A 16613-nucleotide genomic window follows, 5' to 3' on the forward strand; every position below is an offset into this window, starting at 1 on the left:
CAGATAATCCCTGCTGAACAGCAGGGGCTTTTGTTAGCTAACGAGAAAGAATAAGATAGACCGTTTTTAAATTGGCGGGGTCTTCTTCTTTTAAATGGTACATGACGGCAGGAAGGAGGCTGTTTATGGATAAGAAAGTCACAGAAGTTGTAGAAGCATTTGCGCAGCCGATCGTTGAAGAGTTAAATCTTGAACTTGTAGATGTAGAGTATGTGAAAGAAGGACAAGACTGGTTCTTACGCGTATTCATCGATTCTGAAAAGGGAGTCGACATTGAAGAATGCGGTGCGGTAAGTGAACGTTTAAGCGAAGCTTTAGATAAAGAGGACCCAATTCCTCATCTTTACTTTTTGGATGTATCATCTCCTGGAGCGGAACGCCCATTAAAGAAAGAAAAAGACTTCCAGCAAGCGGTAGGAAAACAAGTGGCAATTAAAACATATGAGCCGATTGATGGTGAAAAGATGTTTGAAGGAAAACTGCTTTCTTACGATGGTACAACAATAACATTATTATTAACAATTAAAACACGTAAAAAAGAAATCCAAATTTCGATGGATAAAGTCGCAAATGCGCGACTTGCTGTTACGTTTTAGTTAGAAGGGGGATCTTCATGAGCACTGAGTTATTAGATGCTTTGCTCGTATTAGAATCTGAAAAAGGCATTAGCAAAGACATTATTATTGATGCGATTGAAGCAGCTTTAATCTCTGCTTATAAGCGCAATTTTAATCAAGCACAAAACGTTCGTGTGAGCTTTAACCCAGAAGTGGGAACAATTCAAGTTTTAGCACGTAAAGACGTAGTAGACAATGTGTTTGATCCACGTCTTGAAATTTCTGTAGAGGAAGCAAGACAAATTAATCCAAACTACCAAGATGGTGACGTACTAGAAATTGAAGTAACACCAAAAGACTTTGGTCGTATTGCAGCACAAACTGCAAAACAAGTTGTAACACAACGAGTGCGTGAAGCAGAGCGCGGTGTTATTTACTCTGAGTTTAGTGATCGTGAAGAAGATATTATGGTAGGTATTGTACAACGTCAAGATGCTCGTTTCATCTATGTAAGCTTAGGAAAAGTAGAAGCTTTATTACCTGTAAGTGAGCAAATGCCTAATGAGCAATACAAACCACATGATCGTATTCGCGTATTCATTACGAAAGTAGAAAAAACGACAAAAGGACCACAAATTTACGTATCACGTACACATCCTGGTCTTTTAAAACGTTTATTCGAAATGGAAGTTCCTGAAATCTATGATGGAACTGTAGAAATTCGTTCTGTAGCACGTGAAGCTGGCGATCGCTCTAAGATCTCTGTATATGCAGAGAACACTGATGTTGATCCAGTTGGTTCTTGTGTAGGACCAAAAGGGCAACGTGTACAACGCATTGTAGACGAATTAAAAGGTGAAAAAATTGACATCGTTCGCTGGTCAAATGATCCAGTTGAATATGTTGCAAATGCATTAAGCCCATCACAAGTTGTTAAAGTACTTGTAGATGAAGAAGAAAAAGCGACAACAGTAGTTGTTCCAGACCACCAGCTATCATTAGCTATCGGTAAGCGTGGACAAAATGCACGTCTTGCAGCTAAATTAACAGGCTGGAAAATTGACATTAAGAGTGAGTCTGATGCGAAACAACTTGGTATTGTAACAGAAGAAGATAGCGTAATCGCATTTGGATTCGATTCAGTGGAAGACGAAATCGAATAGAGGTGATGAGTATGAGCAATCGAAAAGTTCCGTTACGAAAATGTGTTGCAACGCAAGAAATGAAATCAAAACGAGAGCTCGTTCGCATTGTTCGTTCCAAAGAGGGAGAAGTGTCCATTGATTTAACTGGGAAAAAATCAGGACGAGGTGCTTACTTGTCGAAGGACAAGGAGAGCATTCTTCAAGCTCAAAAGAAAAATGTTTTGGAACATCATCTAAAAGCGAAAATCGACGGTTCTTTATATGAAGAGCTTCTTGAGCTTGTTGAGAAGGAGTCGAAATAAGTGTCCGATTGGAAATCGTTTTTAGGACTAGCAAACCGGGCTCGGAAAATTATTTCGGGTGAAGAACTCGTTTTAAAAGAAGTACGAAGTGGCAAAGCAAAACTTGTATTGCTATCTGAAGATGCGTCAGTAAATACTACAAAACGCATCACAGATAAAACTACGTACTACAACGTACCAATGAGAAAGGTCGAAAATCGACAACAATTAGGGCATGCGATTGGGAGAGATGAGCGAGTCGTTGTAGCTGTGTTAGATGAAGGCTTTGCGAAAAAGCTGCGTAGCATGCTCGATACAAATTACCGGGGGTGAAGGTATGAGTAAAATTCGAGTGCATGAATATGCAAAAAAACATAATATCTCAAGTAAAGATCTTATGACAAAACTAAAAGAAATGAATATCGAGGTTTCGAATCATATGACAATGTTAGACGATGAAGTAGTAAATAAATTAGATAATGAATATCAAACTGAAAAACCTTCTGTTGCAGATGAGTTTGAAGTAGAAGAAAAAGTTGTTCGCAGTAAAAAGAACAGCAATAAGAAAAAGAAAAAAGGCAAAGGAAACGAAGACAAACGTCAAGAGAACTTTGCTGGTAGACAACAAACTCAAATTGTAGAAACACCAGATAAAATTACTTTCTCTGGAAGCCTTACAGTAGGAGATCTTGCTAAAAAATTAAGCAAAGAGCCATCTGAAATTATTAAGAAGCTCTTCATGCTTGGAATTATGGCAACAATTAACCAAGACTTGGATAAAGATACAATTGAGTTAATTGCTAACGACTACGGTATTGAAGTAGAAGAAGAAGTAATTGTGAGCGAGACTGAGTTTGAAACATTCATTGATGAGCAAGATGATGAAGAGAACTTAAAAGAACGTCCAGCTGTAGTTACAATCATGGGACACGTTGACCACGGTAAAACAACATTACTGGATTCTATTCGTAACTCAAAAGTAACTGCAGGCGAAGCGGGTGGAATTACTCAGCATATCGGTGCATATCAAGTTGAAGTAAACGATAAGAAGATTACATTCTTAGATACACCTGGTCACGCAGCATTTACAACGATGCGTGCTCGTGGTGCACAAGTAACGGATATTACAATCCTTGTTGTTGCAGCGGATGACGGTGTTATGCCACAAACGGTTGAAGCAATTAACCATGCGAAGGCAGCAGGAGTACCAATTATTGTTGCTGTGAATAAAATGGATAAACCAGCTGCAAACCCTGATCGCGTAATGCAAGAACTAACAGAATATGAATTAGTTCCAGAAGCTTGGGGCGGAGATACTATTTTCGTACCAATTTCTGCAATTCAAGGCGAAGGCATTGACAACTTACTAGAAATGATCCTTCTTGTAAGTGAAGTAGAAGAATACAAAGCAAATCCAAACCGCTATGCAACTGGTACAGTAATCGAAGCGCAGCTTGATAAAGGTAAAGGAACTATCGCGACATTACTTGTTCAAAACGGTACGCTTCGAGTTGGAGATCCAATCGTTGTTGGAACTTCATTCGGACGTGTTCGTGCAATGGTAAGTGATATTGGTCGTCGTGTAAAAGTTGCTGGTCCATCAACTCCTGTTGAAATTACTGGTTTAAACGAAGTACCACAGGCTGGAGATCGTTTCATGGCATTCGCTGATGAGAAGAAAGCTCGTCAAATTGGTGAATCACGTGCACAAGAAGCGTTAGTTGCACAACGTGGTGAGAAATCTAAATTAAGCCTTGAAGATTTATTCCAACAAATCCAAGAGGGCGATGTAAAAGAAATTAACTTAATCGTAAAAGCAGACGTACAAGGTTCTGTTGAAGCGATGGCAGCATCACTTCGTAAAATTGATGTTGAAGGCGTAAAAGTTAAAATCATTCACACTGGTGTAGGTGCGATTACAGAATCTGATATCATTTTAGCTTCTGCATCTAATGCAATTGTAATTGGATTTAACGTACGTCCAGATGTGAACGCGAAGCGTACAGCTGAATTAGAGAACGTTGATATTCGTTTACACCGTATTATTTATAAAGTAATCGAAGAGATTGAAGCAGCGATGCAAGGTATGCTTGATCCAGAATTCGAAGAAAAAGTAATCGGTCAAGCAGAAGTTCGTCAAACGTTTAAAGTAACAAAAGTTGGAACAATCGCAGGTTGTTATGTAACAGACGGTAAAATTACGCGTGATAGTGGCGTACGTATTATCCGTGACGGCGTAGTAATTTTCGAAGGACAACTTGATACGTTAAAACGTTTCAAAGACGACGTAAAAGAAGTTGCACAAAACTATGAGTGTGGTATTACAATTGAGAGATATAATGATCTTAAAGAAGGGGACATCATTGAAGCGTACATTATGGAAGAAGTGAAGCGATGATTATCGCTTCACTCTCATTCGAGTGTATGATTTACGATGTGCATTCTTTAAAAGAGAAACGTGCAATTTTACAACGTGTGTTAACTCGTGTGAAACAGCGCTATAATGTAGCTGTTTCTGAAGTTGGGCACCAAGATGTATGGCAACGTACAGAAATTGCAATTGTTTCCGTATCCTCAAATCGTGTTATCTGTGAAAAAGAAATGAATCGTGTACTTGAGTACATCGATTCATTTCCTGAAATTGAACGTACAATAACACATTTGGAATGGTATTGAATGAGGTGAAGAGTTATGAAATTACGTGCGAACCGTGTGGGCGAGCAAATGAAAAAAGAATTAGGCGATATTATCAGTCGTAAAATCAAAGACCCACGTATTGGATTTGTTACAGTAACAGATGTACAAGTGAGTGGTGATTTACAAATTGCTAAAGTATATATTTCTGTTTTAGGTGACGAAGAACAGAAAGAAAATACTTTAAAAGGTTTAGCGAAGGCAAAAGGCTTTATTCGTTCAGAAATTGGCCAACGTATTCGTCTTCGTAAAACACCGGAAATTACCTTTGAGTTTGATGAGTCTATCGGATATGGTCATCGAATTGATACACTTTTACATGAAATTAATAAAGACGGTAAACGTGAAGAATAATGGATAGACATTTGTCTATCCATTTTTTCAATGCAAAATAAGTTTTGGATATTTAATACGAAAGAATTATGATGAGGTGAACATATATGGAAGGTGTAGTATTATTACATAAGCCAAAAGGCATGACATCACATGATTGTGTATTTAAATTAAGAAAGATATTGCGAGAAAAGAGAATTGGTCATACGGGAACATTAGATCCAGATGTAACAGGAGTATTACCAATTTGCGTTGGAAGAGCAACGAAAATTGCACAATTTTTAACAAGTGAAACGAAAACATATGAAGGTGAAGTAACATTAGGGTTTTCAACGACAACTGAAGACGCTTCTGGTGAGGTTGTTGAAACGAAAAATGTAGATCGTACTATTACTCGTATGGAAGTAGAGAAAGTCCTTGCGGAATTAACAGGCACGATTGAACAAATGCCACCAATGTTCTCGGCTGTAAAAGTAAACGGGAAAAAATTATATGAATATGCAAGAGCAGGACAAGAGGTGGAACGTCCAGTTCGTACAATTACAATTCATGAATTCGTATTACTTGATGATCGTGAAGTTTTTGAAGGAGAAAATATTTCATTCCGTTTCCGTGTAACGTGTAGTAAAGGAACATATGTAAGAACGTTAGCTGTAATGATCGGGGAGAAACTTGGTTTCCCATCACATATGTCTCACCTTGTAAGAACGGCATCTGGTGAATTTTTATTAGAAGATTGCATATCATTTGAAGAAATTGAAGAAAACGTGCAAAATGGAACAGTAGAGTCTATCTTCATTTCAATTGATGAAGCATTAAGTAAGTTTCCAAAAATGGTTGTAGATGAAAAGCAAGCAGAGAAAATAAAGAATGGTATGTTCTTAAAGAATGAATTAGAAATAACAGCACCATTTATTACAGTGTTTGATAAAAATGATCGTTGCTTAGCAATTTATGAACATCATCCGAAACATCCTGGCATGTTAAAGCCGATGAAAGTACTTGTGAATAATCAAGAACTAAAGCTATAATGAATTATTGGAAGGATTATTACAGAAAAAGGTGAATTCAAGCGTGAAACTTATTCATTTAACTCATCCACATGAACAAAATAAATTAGAATTACCACCTACTGTAATGGCATTAGGATTTTTTGATGGCATTCATTTAGGACATCAATGTGTAATTCGAACTGCGAAAAAAATAGCGGACGAACGAGGATATAAAAGTGCAGTTATGACATTTCATCCTCATCCATCTGTTGTTTTAGGGAAAAAGGATGCGCATGTGGAGTATATTACACCAATGCGTGATAAAGAAAAAATAGTCGAAAGCTTAGGAATCGATATATTATATGTGATTAAATTTGATGAATCATTTGCAGGGTTATTACCGCAACAATTTGTAGATGATTATATTATTGGTTTAAATGTAAAGCATGTAGTAGCAGGGTTTGATTATTCATATGGACGTTTAGGAAAAGGAAAGATGGAGACTTTACCATTTCATGCAAGAGGGGAGTTTACACAGACTGTGATTGAAAAAGTTGAATTTCAAGAAGAGAAAGTAAGTTCTACAGCATTACGAAAGTTAATTCGAAATGGCGAAATGGAGCAAATTCCATCTATTTTAGGTAGAGCCTATACTGTAGCGGGAACAGTTATACACGGCGACAAACGTGGGCGTCAAATTGGTTTCCCGACAGCTAATGTAGGTTTAAGTGATGAGTATTTATTGCCACCTGTAGGTGTTTATGCAGTGAGATTAAAAGTTCACGATGAATGGTACGATGGTGTATGTAATATTGGATATAAACCGACTTTTAAAGAAGATGAGCGTCAATTATCAATTGAAGTGCACTTATTTGAATTTAACAAAGATATATACGATCAAAATGTTACAGTAGAGTGGCATATGCGTATAAGAGCAGAAAAGAAATTCAACGGTATTGATGAGTTAGTTGAACAAATCGCAAAAGATAAGAAAACAGCACAAGAATATTTTATGAGCGAAAAGAATATACTTGCTTTTTCAAATGAAAAGTAGTATTCTATGTTATGTACTTTATGACAACCATTGCTTGGCATTGCGACTCACCGACGCTTGCTAGGTAATTGGGGGTTTAATTAATAGGAGGTGAAATAGGATGGCTTTAACACAAGAACGTAAAAATGAAATCATTGCACAATTTAGAACTCATGAGACTGATACTGGTTCTCCAGAGGTTCAAATTGCTGTCCTAACGGAGCAAATTAACACTCTAAACGAGCACTTACGTACTCACAAGAAAGATCATCATTCACGTCGTGGTCTATTAAAGATGGTTGGTAAACGTCGTAACTTACTAACTTACCTTCGTAATAGCGATATCACACGTTACCGTGAATTAATCACAAAGCTTGGCTTACGTCGATAGTCAAAGAAGCGGGAATATTCCCGCTTTTTTGTTAGGTAAAAATATATCTTCTACGCTTTATAGCTTACTTAATTTTAGGCAATACTAGAGGTAGAATATTGTGATATACTATCCATTTACATAGAAGAATTGAATACTTTAAATTGAGAGGGGTACTTAAATGAGTCAAGAAAAGCAAGTCTTCTCGATAGATTTAGCTGGTCGCCAGCTAACAGTTGAAACTGGTCAGCTTGCAAAACAAGCGAACGGAGCAGTATTAGTAAGATATGGCGATACAGCGGTTCTATCTACAGCAACTGCATCAAAAGAAGCAAAAAATGTAGATTTCTTCCCACTTACAGTAAACTATGAAGAGCGTTTATATGCAGTCGGAAAAATTCCTGGCGGTTTTATTAAGCGTGAAGGTCGTCCAAGTGAAAAAGCAATTTTGGCAAGTCGTTTAATCGACCGTCCAATTCGTCCGCTATTCGCAGATGGCTTCCGTAACGAAGTACAAGTTGTCAGCATTGTAATGAGTGTTGATCAAGATTGTTCTTCTGAAATGGCAGCTATGCTTGGTTCTTCATTAGCGTTATCGATTTCAGATATTCCATTTGAAGGTCCAATCGCTGGTGCGACAGTTGGCCGTATTAATGGCGAATTCGTTATTAACCCAACAGTAGAACAGCAAGAACAAAGTGATATCCACTTAGTTGTAGCTGGTACGAAAGATGCGATTAACATGGTTGAAGCAGGAGCAGATCAAGTACCTGAAGAAACAATGTTAGAAGCAATTATGTTTGGTCATGACGAAATTAAACGTCTAATTGCATTCCAAGAAGAGATTGTACAAGCTGTAGGTAAAGAGAAATCAGAAGTGAAACTTTATGAAGTTGACGCTGATCTTAACCAAGCTGTACGTGAAATGGCTGAAGAAGATATGCATTCAGCAATTCAAGTACATGAGAAACATGCACGTGAAGATGCAATTAACGAAGTGAAAAAGCGTGTTATTGAGCATTACGAAGCGCAGGAAGCTGACGCTGATACATTAGGACAAGTAAATGAGATTTTATATAAAATTGTAAAAGAAGAAGTACGTCGTCTTATTACAGTTGAAAAAATCCGTCCAGATGGCCGTAAAGGTGACGAAATCCGTCCATTAGCATCAGAGGTTGGTATTTTATCTCGTACACACGGTTCTGGTTTGTTCACTCGTGGACAAACACAAGCATTAAGTATTTGTACATTAGGTGCATTAGGCGATGTGCAAATTTTAGATGGTCTTGGTGTAGAAGAATCAAAACGCTTTATGCACCATTACAATTTCCCATCATTTAGTGTTGGTGAAACAAGACCAATGCGTGGACCAGGTCGTCGTGAAATCGGTCACGGTGCACTAGGAGAACGCGCACTTGAGCCTGTAATTCCATCTGAAAAAGATTTCCCATACACAGTACGTCTTGTATCTGAAGTTTTAGAATCAAATGGTTCTACTTCACAAGCAAGTATTTGTGGTAGTACTTTAGCAATGATGGATGCTGGTGTTCCACTTAAAGCTCCAGTTGCAGGTATTGCAATGGGTCTAGTTAAAACTGGTGAGCATTACACAATTTTATCTGATATTCAAGGTATGGAAGATCATTTAGGTGATATGGACTTTAAAGTAGCAGGTACAGCACAAGGTGTAACTGCACTACAAATGGACATTAAAATCGATGGTCTATCTCGTGAAATTTTAGAAGAGGCATTACAACAAGCGAAAGTTGGTCGTGTGCACATTCTAAATCATATGTTATCTGTTATTCCAGAGCCACGCACTGAATTATCAGCGTACGCTCCAAAGATTATTACAATGACAATTAATCCAGATAAAATCCGTGACGTTATCGGACCGAGCGGTAAACAAATCAATAAAATTATTGAAGAAACTGGCGTTAAAATTGACATCGAGCAAGATGGCACAGTATTCATTTCTTCAATAAACCAAGAAATGAACGACAAAGCTAAGAAAATTATCGAAGATATCGTTCGCGAAGTACAAGTAGGTGAAATCTACGAAGGAAAAGTGAAACGTGTTGAGAAATTCGGTGCTTTCGTTGAATTATTCAGCGGTAAAGATGGATTAGTTCATATTTCTGAACTTGCACTTGAGCGTGTAGGTAAAGTAGAAGACGTTGTAAAAATCGGTGATGTAATTACAGTTAAAGTTATCGAGATTGACAAGCAAGGTCGCGTAAATCTATCTAGAAAAGTATTGCTAAAAGAAGAGCAAGAAAAAGAAGCTGCTAAAGAAGAAAACAAACAAGAGCAGCAATAAGTAAAAGCCAGTTTAACTGGCTTTTTTTGTTATGTAAAAATATGATTTATATATATTTTTATGTCAGCATAGGTATAGTTTTCATTATAACGCTCAAATTAACAAAGATAAGAAGAAAATGTTTTTATATAGTTAATTTGGGAGGGTTTATATGAAAGTTCGTATATTGGCATACATATGTATATTTTCTTTATATGTCAGTTTAGGCTCTTATTCTGTTTTTGCACAAGATAACTTGCATGAAGAAATTCAAAAGCATGCAAAAAAGTATGAGATTGCACCTCAAAATGCGATGATTGATAAAATATGGAAGGCAACACCTGGATATAATGGAAGACAAGTGGATATTGAAGCATCGTATAATAATATGAAGAAGCTAAAGGAATTTGATCAAAAATATCTTGAATTCAAAGAAGTCTCACCGAGTGTTCATTTAGAAGATTTATCACCCGCTCCAATTTATAGAGGCCATCCAAATAAAAAGATGGTAGGATTAACAATAAATGTGGCATGGGGAAATGAGTATTTGCCTCGCATATTAGAGATATTGAAAAAGCATGATGTGAAGGCCACTTTCTTTTTAGAAGGACGTTGGGTGAAAGAAAATTTACGATTTGCAAAAATGATTGTCGATGCAAATCAAGAAGTCGGAAATCATTCTTATACTCACCCTAATATGAAAACGCTATCGTCTGATGAAATACGAGAGCAGTTACAAAAAACAAATCGAATGATAGAAGTAGTAACGAATCAAAAAGTAAGATGGTTTGCCCCGCCGAGTGGAAGTTTTCGGGATGAAGTCGTGAAAATCGCTGATGATTTCCAAATGGGAACGATTATGTGGACTGTCGATACAATCGATTGGAAGCGACCTGAGCCAGATGTACTATTGCAGAGAGTAATGAGAAAAATACACCCAGGTGCTATCGTATTAATGCATCCTACTTCGTCAACGGCAGAAGCATTAGATACAATGATTAAAAAATTGAAGGAACAAGGATATAAAGTGGGGAATATAACAGAATTACTGGATGAAAAACGTGTGGATTAAATACATTTGCATGACATTCATCCTTAAACTTGTTATCATTAAATAATAGCACTTATTTAGAGAAACTGGCAGTAGGAGGAAAGTTTTTGATTAAAAAATATACTTGTAAAAATGGTGTAAGAATAGTTATGGAGAATATACCAACTGTAAGATCGGTTGCGATTGGTATTTGGATCCATGCGGGATCAAGAAATGAAAATGAAAAAAATAACGGGATTTCTCACTTTTTAGAGCATATGTTCTTTAAAGGGACAGAAACACGTAGTGCACGCGAAATTGCAGAATCATTTGATAGCATTGGTGGGCAAGTGAATGCTTTTACTTCAAAAGAATACACTTGTTACTATGCAAAAGTACTAGATGAACATGCTAAATATGCTTTAGATGTTTTAGCAGACATGTTCTTTAATTCAACATTTGATGAGGAAGAACTGAAAAAAGAGAAGAATGTCGTATGTGAAGAAATTAAAATGTACGAAGATGCTCCAGATGATATTGTGCATGATATGTTAACGAAAGCAACATATGAAACGCATCCACTTGGATATCCTATTTTAGGAACAGAAGAAACGCTTAATACGTTTACAGGTGATACGTTACGTCAATATATAAAAGATCATTACACACCTGAAAATGTAGTTGTATCAATCGCAGGAAATATTGATGAAGCATTTTTACAAACAGTGGAGCAATATTTCGGTAGTTATGAAGGAACAACAAACCGTGAACAAGTACATAGCCCAATTTTCCATTTCAATAAGGTAGCCCGTAAAAAAGAAACGGAACAAGCTCATTTATGTCTAGGATATAAAGGCTTACAAATGGGACACGAAGATATTTATAACTTAATTGTATTAAATAATGTTTTAGGCGGTAGCATGAGTAGCCGTTTATTCCAAGAAGTACGTGAGCAACGTGGATTAGCTTACTCAGTATTTTCTTACCACTCTTCTTATGAAGATACAGGCATGTTAACACTTTACGGTGGAACAGGTAGCCAACAATTAGATACATTGTATGAAACAATGCAAGAAACATTAGAGACATTGAAAAATACAGGTATTACAGAAAAAGAGCTTATGAATAGTAAAGAGCAATTAAAAGGAAACTTAATGTTAAGTTTAGAAAGTACAAATAGCCGTATGAGCCGTAACGGTAAAAATGAATTGCTTCTTCGTAAACATCGTTCACTTGATGAGATTATTGAAAGTGTAAACACTGTAACAAAAGAAAATGTGGACGGATTAATTCGCAATATGTTTACTGACGAGTTCTCTGCGGCACTTATTAGTCCAGACGGAAAACTTCCAAAAGGAATAAAACTATAATCAATTTTTACGATGTATCTGAAAATAACCTTCTTTCTTTTTAAATGAGAGAAGGTTATTTTTTTTATACATATAGAATAGGTACTAATTATAGACAATGCAAATGAAAAATTCATTAGGGGAGTGGAGTGTGTATGCGATTAAGTGAATTAAGTGGTAAAGAGGTTGTAGATATAGAAAAAGCGGAAAAAATGGGAGTCTTAGGTTATATGGATTTAGAGATTAATGAGAAAGACGGACAAATACAAACACTTATAATACCTGTAGGGAAGTGGGGAGGTTTTAAAAAGGAACCACAAGAAGTAAGGGTGGCATGGAGTCAAATAAAGAAAGTCGGACACGTGCTCCTTTGTGATAGTATAGATCGTTCAAATTCGGAGTGAAGGATGGCCATTTTGGTCATCTTTTTTTGTATCTACATAGAAACCTGATAAATCATATGTGCATTTGGATTTTCAATCACCATAAACTCGTACATTACATATGATGTGGAGGAAAAAGAAAAAGTAGGCACTTTTCTTATAAATGACAGAAAAAGAAGGTGAATTAGGGAATGTTGACTGAGATGCATATTGCTGTCATAGGAGGAGATGCAAGACAGCTAGAAGTAATTCGTAAGCTAGTTGAATTGGATGCGAAACTTTCTTTGATAGGTTTTGATCAGTTAGATCATGGTTTCACAGGGGCAGCAAAAGAAAGTATACAAAATTTAGATTTCACTTCTGTAGACGCAATTATTTTGCCGGTTGCCGGTACAAATGCCAAAGGAGAAGTAGATACTATTTTTTCAAATGAAAAAGTTTCAATAACGAAAGAACAAATTGAAAATACACCAGAACACTTTACTATATATTCAGGTATTGGTACACCTTACTTGGAAAATCTCGTATCTACTACGAACCGAAAACTTGTTAAATTATTTGATCGTGATGATGTAGCAATATACAATTCTATTCCAACGGTAGAAGGTACATTAATGATGGTAATTCAACATACCGACTATACAATTCATGGGTCCAATGTAATGGTTCTAGGATTTGGTAGAACAGGAATGAGTGTTGCGAGAGCATTTCAATCATTAGGAGCCCATGTCAAAGTTGGAGCAAGACGATCTGAACATATTGCACGTATTACAGAAATGATGTTTTCTCCTTTTCATATGCAAGACATAGAGAAAGAAGTAGGAAATATCGATATTGTAATTAATACGATTCCGCACCTCGTTGTAACAGCGAATGTTATTGCAAAAATGCCAGCTCATACGTTAGTGATTGATTTAGCTTCTAAACCAGGCGGTACCGACTTTAGATATGCAGAAAAAAGAGGAGTCAAAGCATTGCTAGCACCTGGATTACCAGGTATTGTTGCCCCAAAAACGGCTGGGCAAATCTTAGCAAATGTTCTTTCTCATTTATTAGCAGCAGATGCAATCGCAAAGGAGGAGGAAAAGAAATGAGTTTGAAGGGGAAACGAATTGGTTTCGGATTTACAGGTTCACATTGTACGTATGAGGAAGTTATGCCGCACTTAGAAAAATTAATTGCTGAAGGAGCAGAAGTACGTCCTGTTGTTTCATACACTGTTCAATCAACAAATACTAGATTTGGAGAAGGAGCAGAGTGGATTAAGAAGATTGAAGAAATAACAGGTTTTAAAGCAATTAATTCAATTGTTGGAGCAGAGCCACTTGGACCTAAAATTCCATTAGACTGCATGGTAATCGCTCCTTTAACAGGAAATTCTATGAGTAAATTTGCAAATGCAATGACAGACTCTCCAGTACTAATGGCAGCAAAAGCGACGCTAAGAAATGGCAAGCCTGTCGTATTGGCAGTTTCGACGAATGATGCTTTAGGATTAAATGGGGTAAATCTCATGCGCCTAATGGCCACAAAAAACATCTACTTCGTCCCATTCGGGCAAGATGCACCAGAGAAAAAACCGAACTCAATGGTAGCTCGTATGGAGTTGCTTGAAGATACAGTATTAGAAGCGCTGCAAGGGAAGCAATTGCAACCGGTGGTCGTAGAAAAATTCAGATATATGAATTAAAAAACGAAAAAAAACGGACAATTTTTGATGAAACCATCATTCTTACTGTAGAATATGATAAAATTAACGTTATTAAGATTAGAAGGGGTATTGTATACTCCTTCTGATTCTAAGTTATAGAAGGATTGGTATCTAGAAAGGGGCATAGTGATGGAAAAGCAAAAAACTTTTCATGTCGCTGTAGTTGGAGCAACCGGCGCAGTTGGTGAACAAATGTTAAATACTTTAGAGAAACGAGAATTTCCAATCGGGAAATTAACGTTACTTTCATCTAAACGATCTGCAGGTAAGAAACTTGTATTTAAAGGCGAAGAATTTACAGTTCAAGAGGCAACTCCTGAAAGCTTTGAAGGAGTAGATATTGCACTATTTAGTGCTGGTGGATCTGTATCGAAACAATTAGCGCCAGAAGCAGCAAAACGCGGTGCGATTGTTGTTGATAATACAAGTGCATTCCGTATGACAGAAAACGTGCCACTTGTTGTACCTGAAGTAAATGAAAACGACTTAAAAGAACATAATGGTATTATTGCAAATCCAAACTGTTCTACAATTCAAATGGTAGTAGCTCTTGAGCCAGTTCGTCAGCAATATGGTTTAAAACGAGTAATCGTTTCCACATATCAAGCTGTATCAGGTGCTGGTGCGGCAGCTATTGAAGAACTGCATGAACAATCACAAGCAATCTTAAATGGCGAAGAAGTTAAGGCAAATGTTCTTCCTGTATCAGGTGATAAGAAGCATTTCCCAATTGCTTTTAATGCGATTCCACAGATTGATAAATTCCAAGATAATGGATTTACGTTTGAAGAAATGAAAATGATTAACGAAACGAAAAAAATTATGCATATGCCTGAATTAGAAGTAGCGGCAACATGTGTACGTTTACCAGTTGTATCAGGACACTCTGAGTCTGTTTACATCGAAGTAGAAAAAGAAGGCGTAACAGTAGCAGAATTAAAGAGCTTACTTGCAAATGCGGAAGGTATTGTTCTACAAGATAATCCAGAAGAGCAGTTATATCCAATGCCAGCTACTGCAGTAGGTAAAAACGAAGTATTCGTTGGAAGAATCCGTAAAGATTTAAATAACGATAAAGGATTCCATCTTTGGGTCGTATCTGATAACTTATTAAAAGGCGCTGCATGGAATTCTGTTCAAATTGCAGAGCGCTTAGTAAAATTACAATTAGTGTAAACGGCTAAGAGAAGGTGCAAAATATGAAAATAATTGTTCAAAAATTTGGTGGCACATCAGTACGTGATGACAATGGACGTAAGCATGCGCTTCATCATATAAAAAAATCATTAGCTGCTGGTTATAAAGTAGTTACTGTCGTATCTGCTATGGGCCGTAAAGGTGAACCATATGCAACGGATACGTTATTAAGTCTTGTAAATCAAGAGGAATCTACTATTTCTAAGCGTGAGCAAGATTTATTATTATCGTGTGGAGAGTTAATCTCTGCAATTGTTTTCTCTAATATGTTGAATGAGAACGGTATAAAAGCAGCAGCATTAAATGGTGCACAAGCTGGTTTTGTAACGAATGATGACTTTACGAATGCAAAGATTATTGAAATGAATTGCGATCGTATACATGAAGAGTTAGAAAATGTAGATGTAATCGTCGTTACAGGATTCCAGGGACAAACGAAAAAAGGTGATACGACAACACTTGGACGCGGAGGTAGTGATACTTCAGCTTCAGCATTAGGTGTTGCACTTCATGCTGAATACATCGATATATTCACTGATGTAGAAGGTGTTATGACTGCGGATCCTCGTATTGTAAAAGATGCACGTCATCTTCAAACTGTAACGTATAACGAAATTTGTAACATGGCTTATCAAGGTGCGAAAGTCGTTCATCCACGTGCAGTTGAAATTGCGATGCATGCAAAAGTGCCACTTCGTGTACGTTCTACGTATTCTGATAGTGAAGGTACGCTTATTTCAGCATATGACGGTGCTACAAGAGGTCGTGATGTAGAAGAACGTCCTGTTACAGGCATTGCCCACGTATCAAACGTAACGCAAATTAAAGTGCTTGCAAAAGAAACGGCATATGATTTGCAACAACATGTGTTTAAAGAGATGGCGAACGAAGGAATAAGTGTTGATTTAATTAATATTTCACCTACTGGCGTAGCATATACGGTGAGTGATAATGTATCAAGTCATGCAGTTAAATTATTACAGAACCTTGGATATGAGCCAATTGTGACAGAACATTGTGCGAAAGTATCTATCGTTGGGGCTGGAATGGCAGGATACCCAGGGGTTACTGCGAAAATCGTTACAGCTTTAGCGGAAAAAGGTATTCAAATCCTGCAATCGGCAGATAGTCATACAACAATTTGGGTTCTTGTAAAAGAAACTGATTTAGTGGAGGCTGTAAATGCATTACATAGTGCGTTTGAGCTTTCAAAAGAAAAGCAACTGGAACAATAAGGAG

General features: G+C 37.0%; 18 protein-coding genes. All 18 read left to right on the forward strand.

The genetic code is table 11. The features are described 5' to 3' along the window. Nucleotides 1–125 precede the first annotated feature (125 nt). The 18 genes from rimP (at nt 126) to dapG (ending at nt 16609) form a co-directional block, all read left to right on the forward strand. Nucleotides 126–596: a ribosome maturation factor RimP gene (rimP, locus tag ACTFRM_RS18495; protein WP_000359096.1), complete on the forward strand. Its 471-nt coding sequence runs from the start codon at nt 126–128 to the stop codon at nt 594–596. A 17-nt stretch (nt 597–613) separates the two neighbouring features. Next, entirely contained in the window at nt 614–1720 is a 1107-nt protein-coding gene (gene nusA / locus ACTFRM_RS18500) for a transcription termination factor NusA (protein WP_000102604.1), read from the forward strand. A gap of 11 nt (nt 1721–1731) precedes the next feature. After that, complete coding sequence (rnpM, locus tag ACTFRM_RS18505) at nt 1732–2004, forward strand: RNase P modulator RnpM (RefSeq protein ID WP_000071127.1); 273 nt, start codon at nt 1732–1734, stop codon at nt 2002–2004. Then, a complete protein-coding gene (locus tag ACTFRM_RS18510; RefSeq protein WP_001286523.1) occupies nt 2005–2316 on the forward strand; it encodes a YlxQ family RNA-binding protein in 312 nt (103 codons plus the stop codon). It begins immediately after the preceding gene. A gap of 4 nt (nt 2317–2320) precedes the next feature. Next, complete coding sequence (gene infB, locus ACTFRM_RS18515) at nt 2321–4381, forward strand: translation initiation factor IF-2 (protein WP_000036343.1); 2061 nt, start codon at nt 2321–2323, stop codon at nt 4379–4381. Further along, a complete protein-coding gene (locus tag ACTFRM_RS18520) occupies nt 4378–4659 on the forward strand; it encodes a DUF503 domain-containing protein (protein WP_000582363.1) in 282 nt (93 codons plus the stop codon). Before infB ends, ACTFRM_RS18520 begins: the two co-directional genes overlap by 4 nt. Nucleotides 4660–4674: 15 nt before the next feature. After that, complete coding sequence (rbfA, locus tag ACTFRM_RS18525) at nt 4675–5031, forward strand: 30S ribosome-binding factor RbfA (RefSeq protein WP_000776437.1); 357 nt, start codon at nt 4675–4677, stop codon at nt 5029–5031. Between the two features lie 86 nt (nt 5032–5117). Further along, entirely contained in the window at nt 5118–6041 is a 924-nt protein-coding gene (truB, locus tag ACTFRM_RS18530) for a tRNA pseudouridine(55) synthase TruB (RefSeq protein ID WP_000399352.1), read from the forward strand. A 43-nt stretch (nt 6042–6084) separates the two neighbouring features. Next, the gene (ribF, locus tag ACTFRM_RS18535; RefSeq protein ID WP_000766706.1) at nt 6085–7056 is read left to right on the forward strand and encodes a bifunctional riboflavin kinase/FAD synthetase; all 972 of its coding nucleotides are present in this window, start codon (nt 6085–6087) and stop codon (nt 7054–7056) included. Nucleotides 7057–7156: 100 nt separating this feature from the next. Further along, a complete protein-coding gene (gene rpsO, locus ACTFRM_RS18540) occupies nt 7157–7426 on the forward strand; it encodes a 30S ribosomal protein S15 (protein ID WP_001229392.1) in 270 nt (89 codons plus the stop codon). 160 nt (nt 7427–7586) lie between these two features. Continuing rightward, complete coding sequence (pnp, locus tag ACTFRM_RS18545; RefSeq protein ID WP_000076737.1) at nt 7587–9725, forward strand: polyribonucleotide nucleotidyltransferase; 2139 nt, start codon at nt 7587–7589, stop codon at nt 9723–9725. A 151-nt stretch (nt 9726–9876) separates the two neighbouring features. After that, nucleotides 9877–10776, forward strand: coding sequence for a polysaccharide deacetylase family protein (locus tag ACTFRM_RS18550; protein WP_000868217.1), 900 nt, complete (start codon nt 9877–9879; stop codon nt 10774–10776). 86 nt (nt 10777–10862) lie between these two features. After that, a complete protein-coding gene (locus tag ACTFRM_RS18555; RefSeq protein WP_000592996.1) occupies nt 10863–12104 on the forward strand; it encodes a M16 family metallopeptidase in 1242 nt (413 codons plus the stop codon). 134 nt (nt 12105–12238) lie between these two features. Then, nucleotides 12239–12487: a YlmC/YmxH family sporulation protein gene (locus tag ACTFRM_RS18560; RefSeq protein WP_017656595.1), complete on the forward strand. Its 249-nt coding sequence runs from the start codon at nt 12239–12241 to the stop codon at nt 12485–12487. 170 nt (nt 12488–12657) lie between these two features. Next, on the forward strand, nt 12658–13560 hold the full coding sequence (gene dpaA / locus ACTFRM_RS18565) for a dipicolinic acid synthetase subunit A (protein ID WP_048538893.1): 903 nt from the start codon (nt 12658–12660) through the stop codon (nt 13558–13560). Further along, nucleotides 13557–14156: a dipicolinate synthase subunit B gene (gene dpaB / locus ACTFRM_RS18570; RefSeq protein WP_000053596.1), complete on the forward strand. Its 600-nt coding sequence runs from the start codon at nt 13557–13559 to the stop codon at nt 14154–14156. Before dpaA ends, dpaB begins: the two co-directional genes overlap by 4 nt. A 150-nt stretch (nt 14157–14306) precedes the next feature. Beyond that, on the forward strand, nt 14307–15353 hold the full coding sequence (gene asd, locus ACTFRM_RS18575; RefSeq protein ID WP_000414846.1) for an aspartate-semialdehyde dehydrogenase: 1047 nt from the start codon (nt 14307–14309) through the stop codon (nt 15351–15353). A gap of 23 nt (nt 15354–15376) precedes the next feature. After that, a complete protein-coding gene (dapG, locus tag ACTFRM_RS18580; protein ID WP_000692451.1) occupies nt 15377–16609 on the forward strand; it encodes an aspartate kinase in 1233 nt (410 codons plus the stop codon). The last annotated feature ends 4 nt before the right edge of the window (nt 16610–16613 follow it).

The organism is Bacillus cereus group sp. MYBK227-1, from assembly GCF_051916325.1.
Lineage (GTDB): Bacteria > Bacillota > Bacilli > Bacillales > Bacillaceae_G > Bacillus_A > Bacillus_A cereus.

What these genes read in the sequence shown, in the direction of transcription:
- infB (WP_000036343.1), top strand. Translation starts at nt 2,321, where the DNA reads ATGAGTAAAATTCGAGTGCATGAATATGCAAAAAAACATAATATCTCA.
- ACTFRM_RS18560 (WP_017656595.1), top strand. Translation starts at nt 12,239, where the DNA reads ATGCGATTAAGTGAATTAAGTGGTAAAGAGGTTGTAGATATAGAAAAA.
- dpaB (WP_000053596.1), top strand. Translation starts at nt 13,557, where the DNA reads ATGAGTTTGAAGGGGAAACGAATTGGTTTCGGATTTACAGGTTCACAT.
- rnpM (WP_000071127.1), top strand. Translation starts at nt 1,732, where the DNA reads ATGAGCAATCGAAAAGTTCCGTTACGAAAATGTGTTGCAACGCAAGAA.
- dapG (WP_000692451.1), top strand. Translation starts at nt 15,377, where the DNA reads ATGAAAATAATTGTTCAAAAATTTGGTGGCACATCAGTACGTGATGAC.
- rbfA (WP_000776437.1), top strand. Translation starts at nt 4,675, where the DNA reads ATGAAATTACGTGCGAACCGTGTGGGCGAGCAAATGAAAAAAGAATTA.
- pnp (WP_000076737.1), top strand. Translation starts at nt 7,587, where the DNA reads ATGAGTCAAGAAAAGCAAGTCTTCTCGATAGATTTAGCTGGTCGCCAG.
- asd (WP_000414846.1), top strand. Translation starts at nt 14,307, where the DNA reads ATGGAAAAGCAAAAAACTTTTCATGTCGCTGTAGTTGGAGCAACCGGC.
- truB (WP_000399352.1), top strand. Translation starts at nt 5,118, where the DNA reads ATGGAAGGTGTAGTATTATTACATAAGCCAAAAGGCATGACATCACAT.
- ACTFRM_RS18520 (WP_000582363.1), top strand. Translation starts at nt 4,378, where the DNA reads ATGATTATCGCTTCACTCTCATTCGAGTGTATGATTTACGATGTGCAT.
- rpsO (WP_001229392.1), top strand. Translation starts at nt 7,157, where the DNA reads ATGGCTTTAACACAAGAACGTAAAAATGAAATCATTGCACAATTTAGA.
- rimP (WP_000359096.1), top strand. Translation starts at nt 126, where the DNA reads ATGGATAAGAAAGTCACAGAAGTTGTAGAAGCATTTGCGCAGCCGATC.
- ACTFRM_RS18550 (WP_000868217.1), top strand. Translation starts at nt 9,877, where the DNA reads ATGAAAGTTCGTATATTGGCATACATATGTATATTTTCTTTATATGTC.
- nusA (WP_000102604.1), top strand. Translation starts at nt 614, where the DNA reads ATGAGCACTGAGTTATTAGATGCTTTGCTCGTATTAGAATCTGAAAAA.
- dpaA (WP_048538893.1), top strand. Translation starts at nt 12,658, where the DNA reads ATGTTGACTGAGATGCATATTGCTGTCATAGGAGGAGATGCAAGACAG.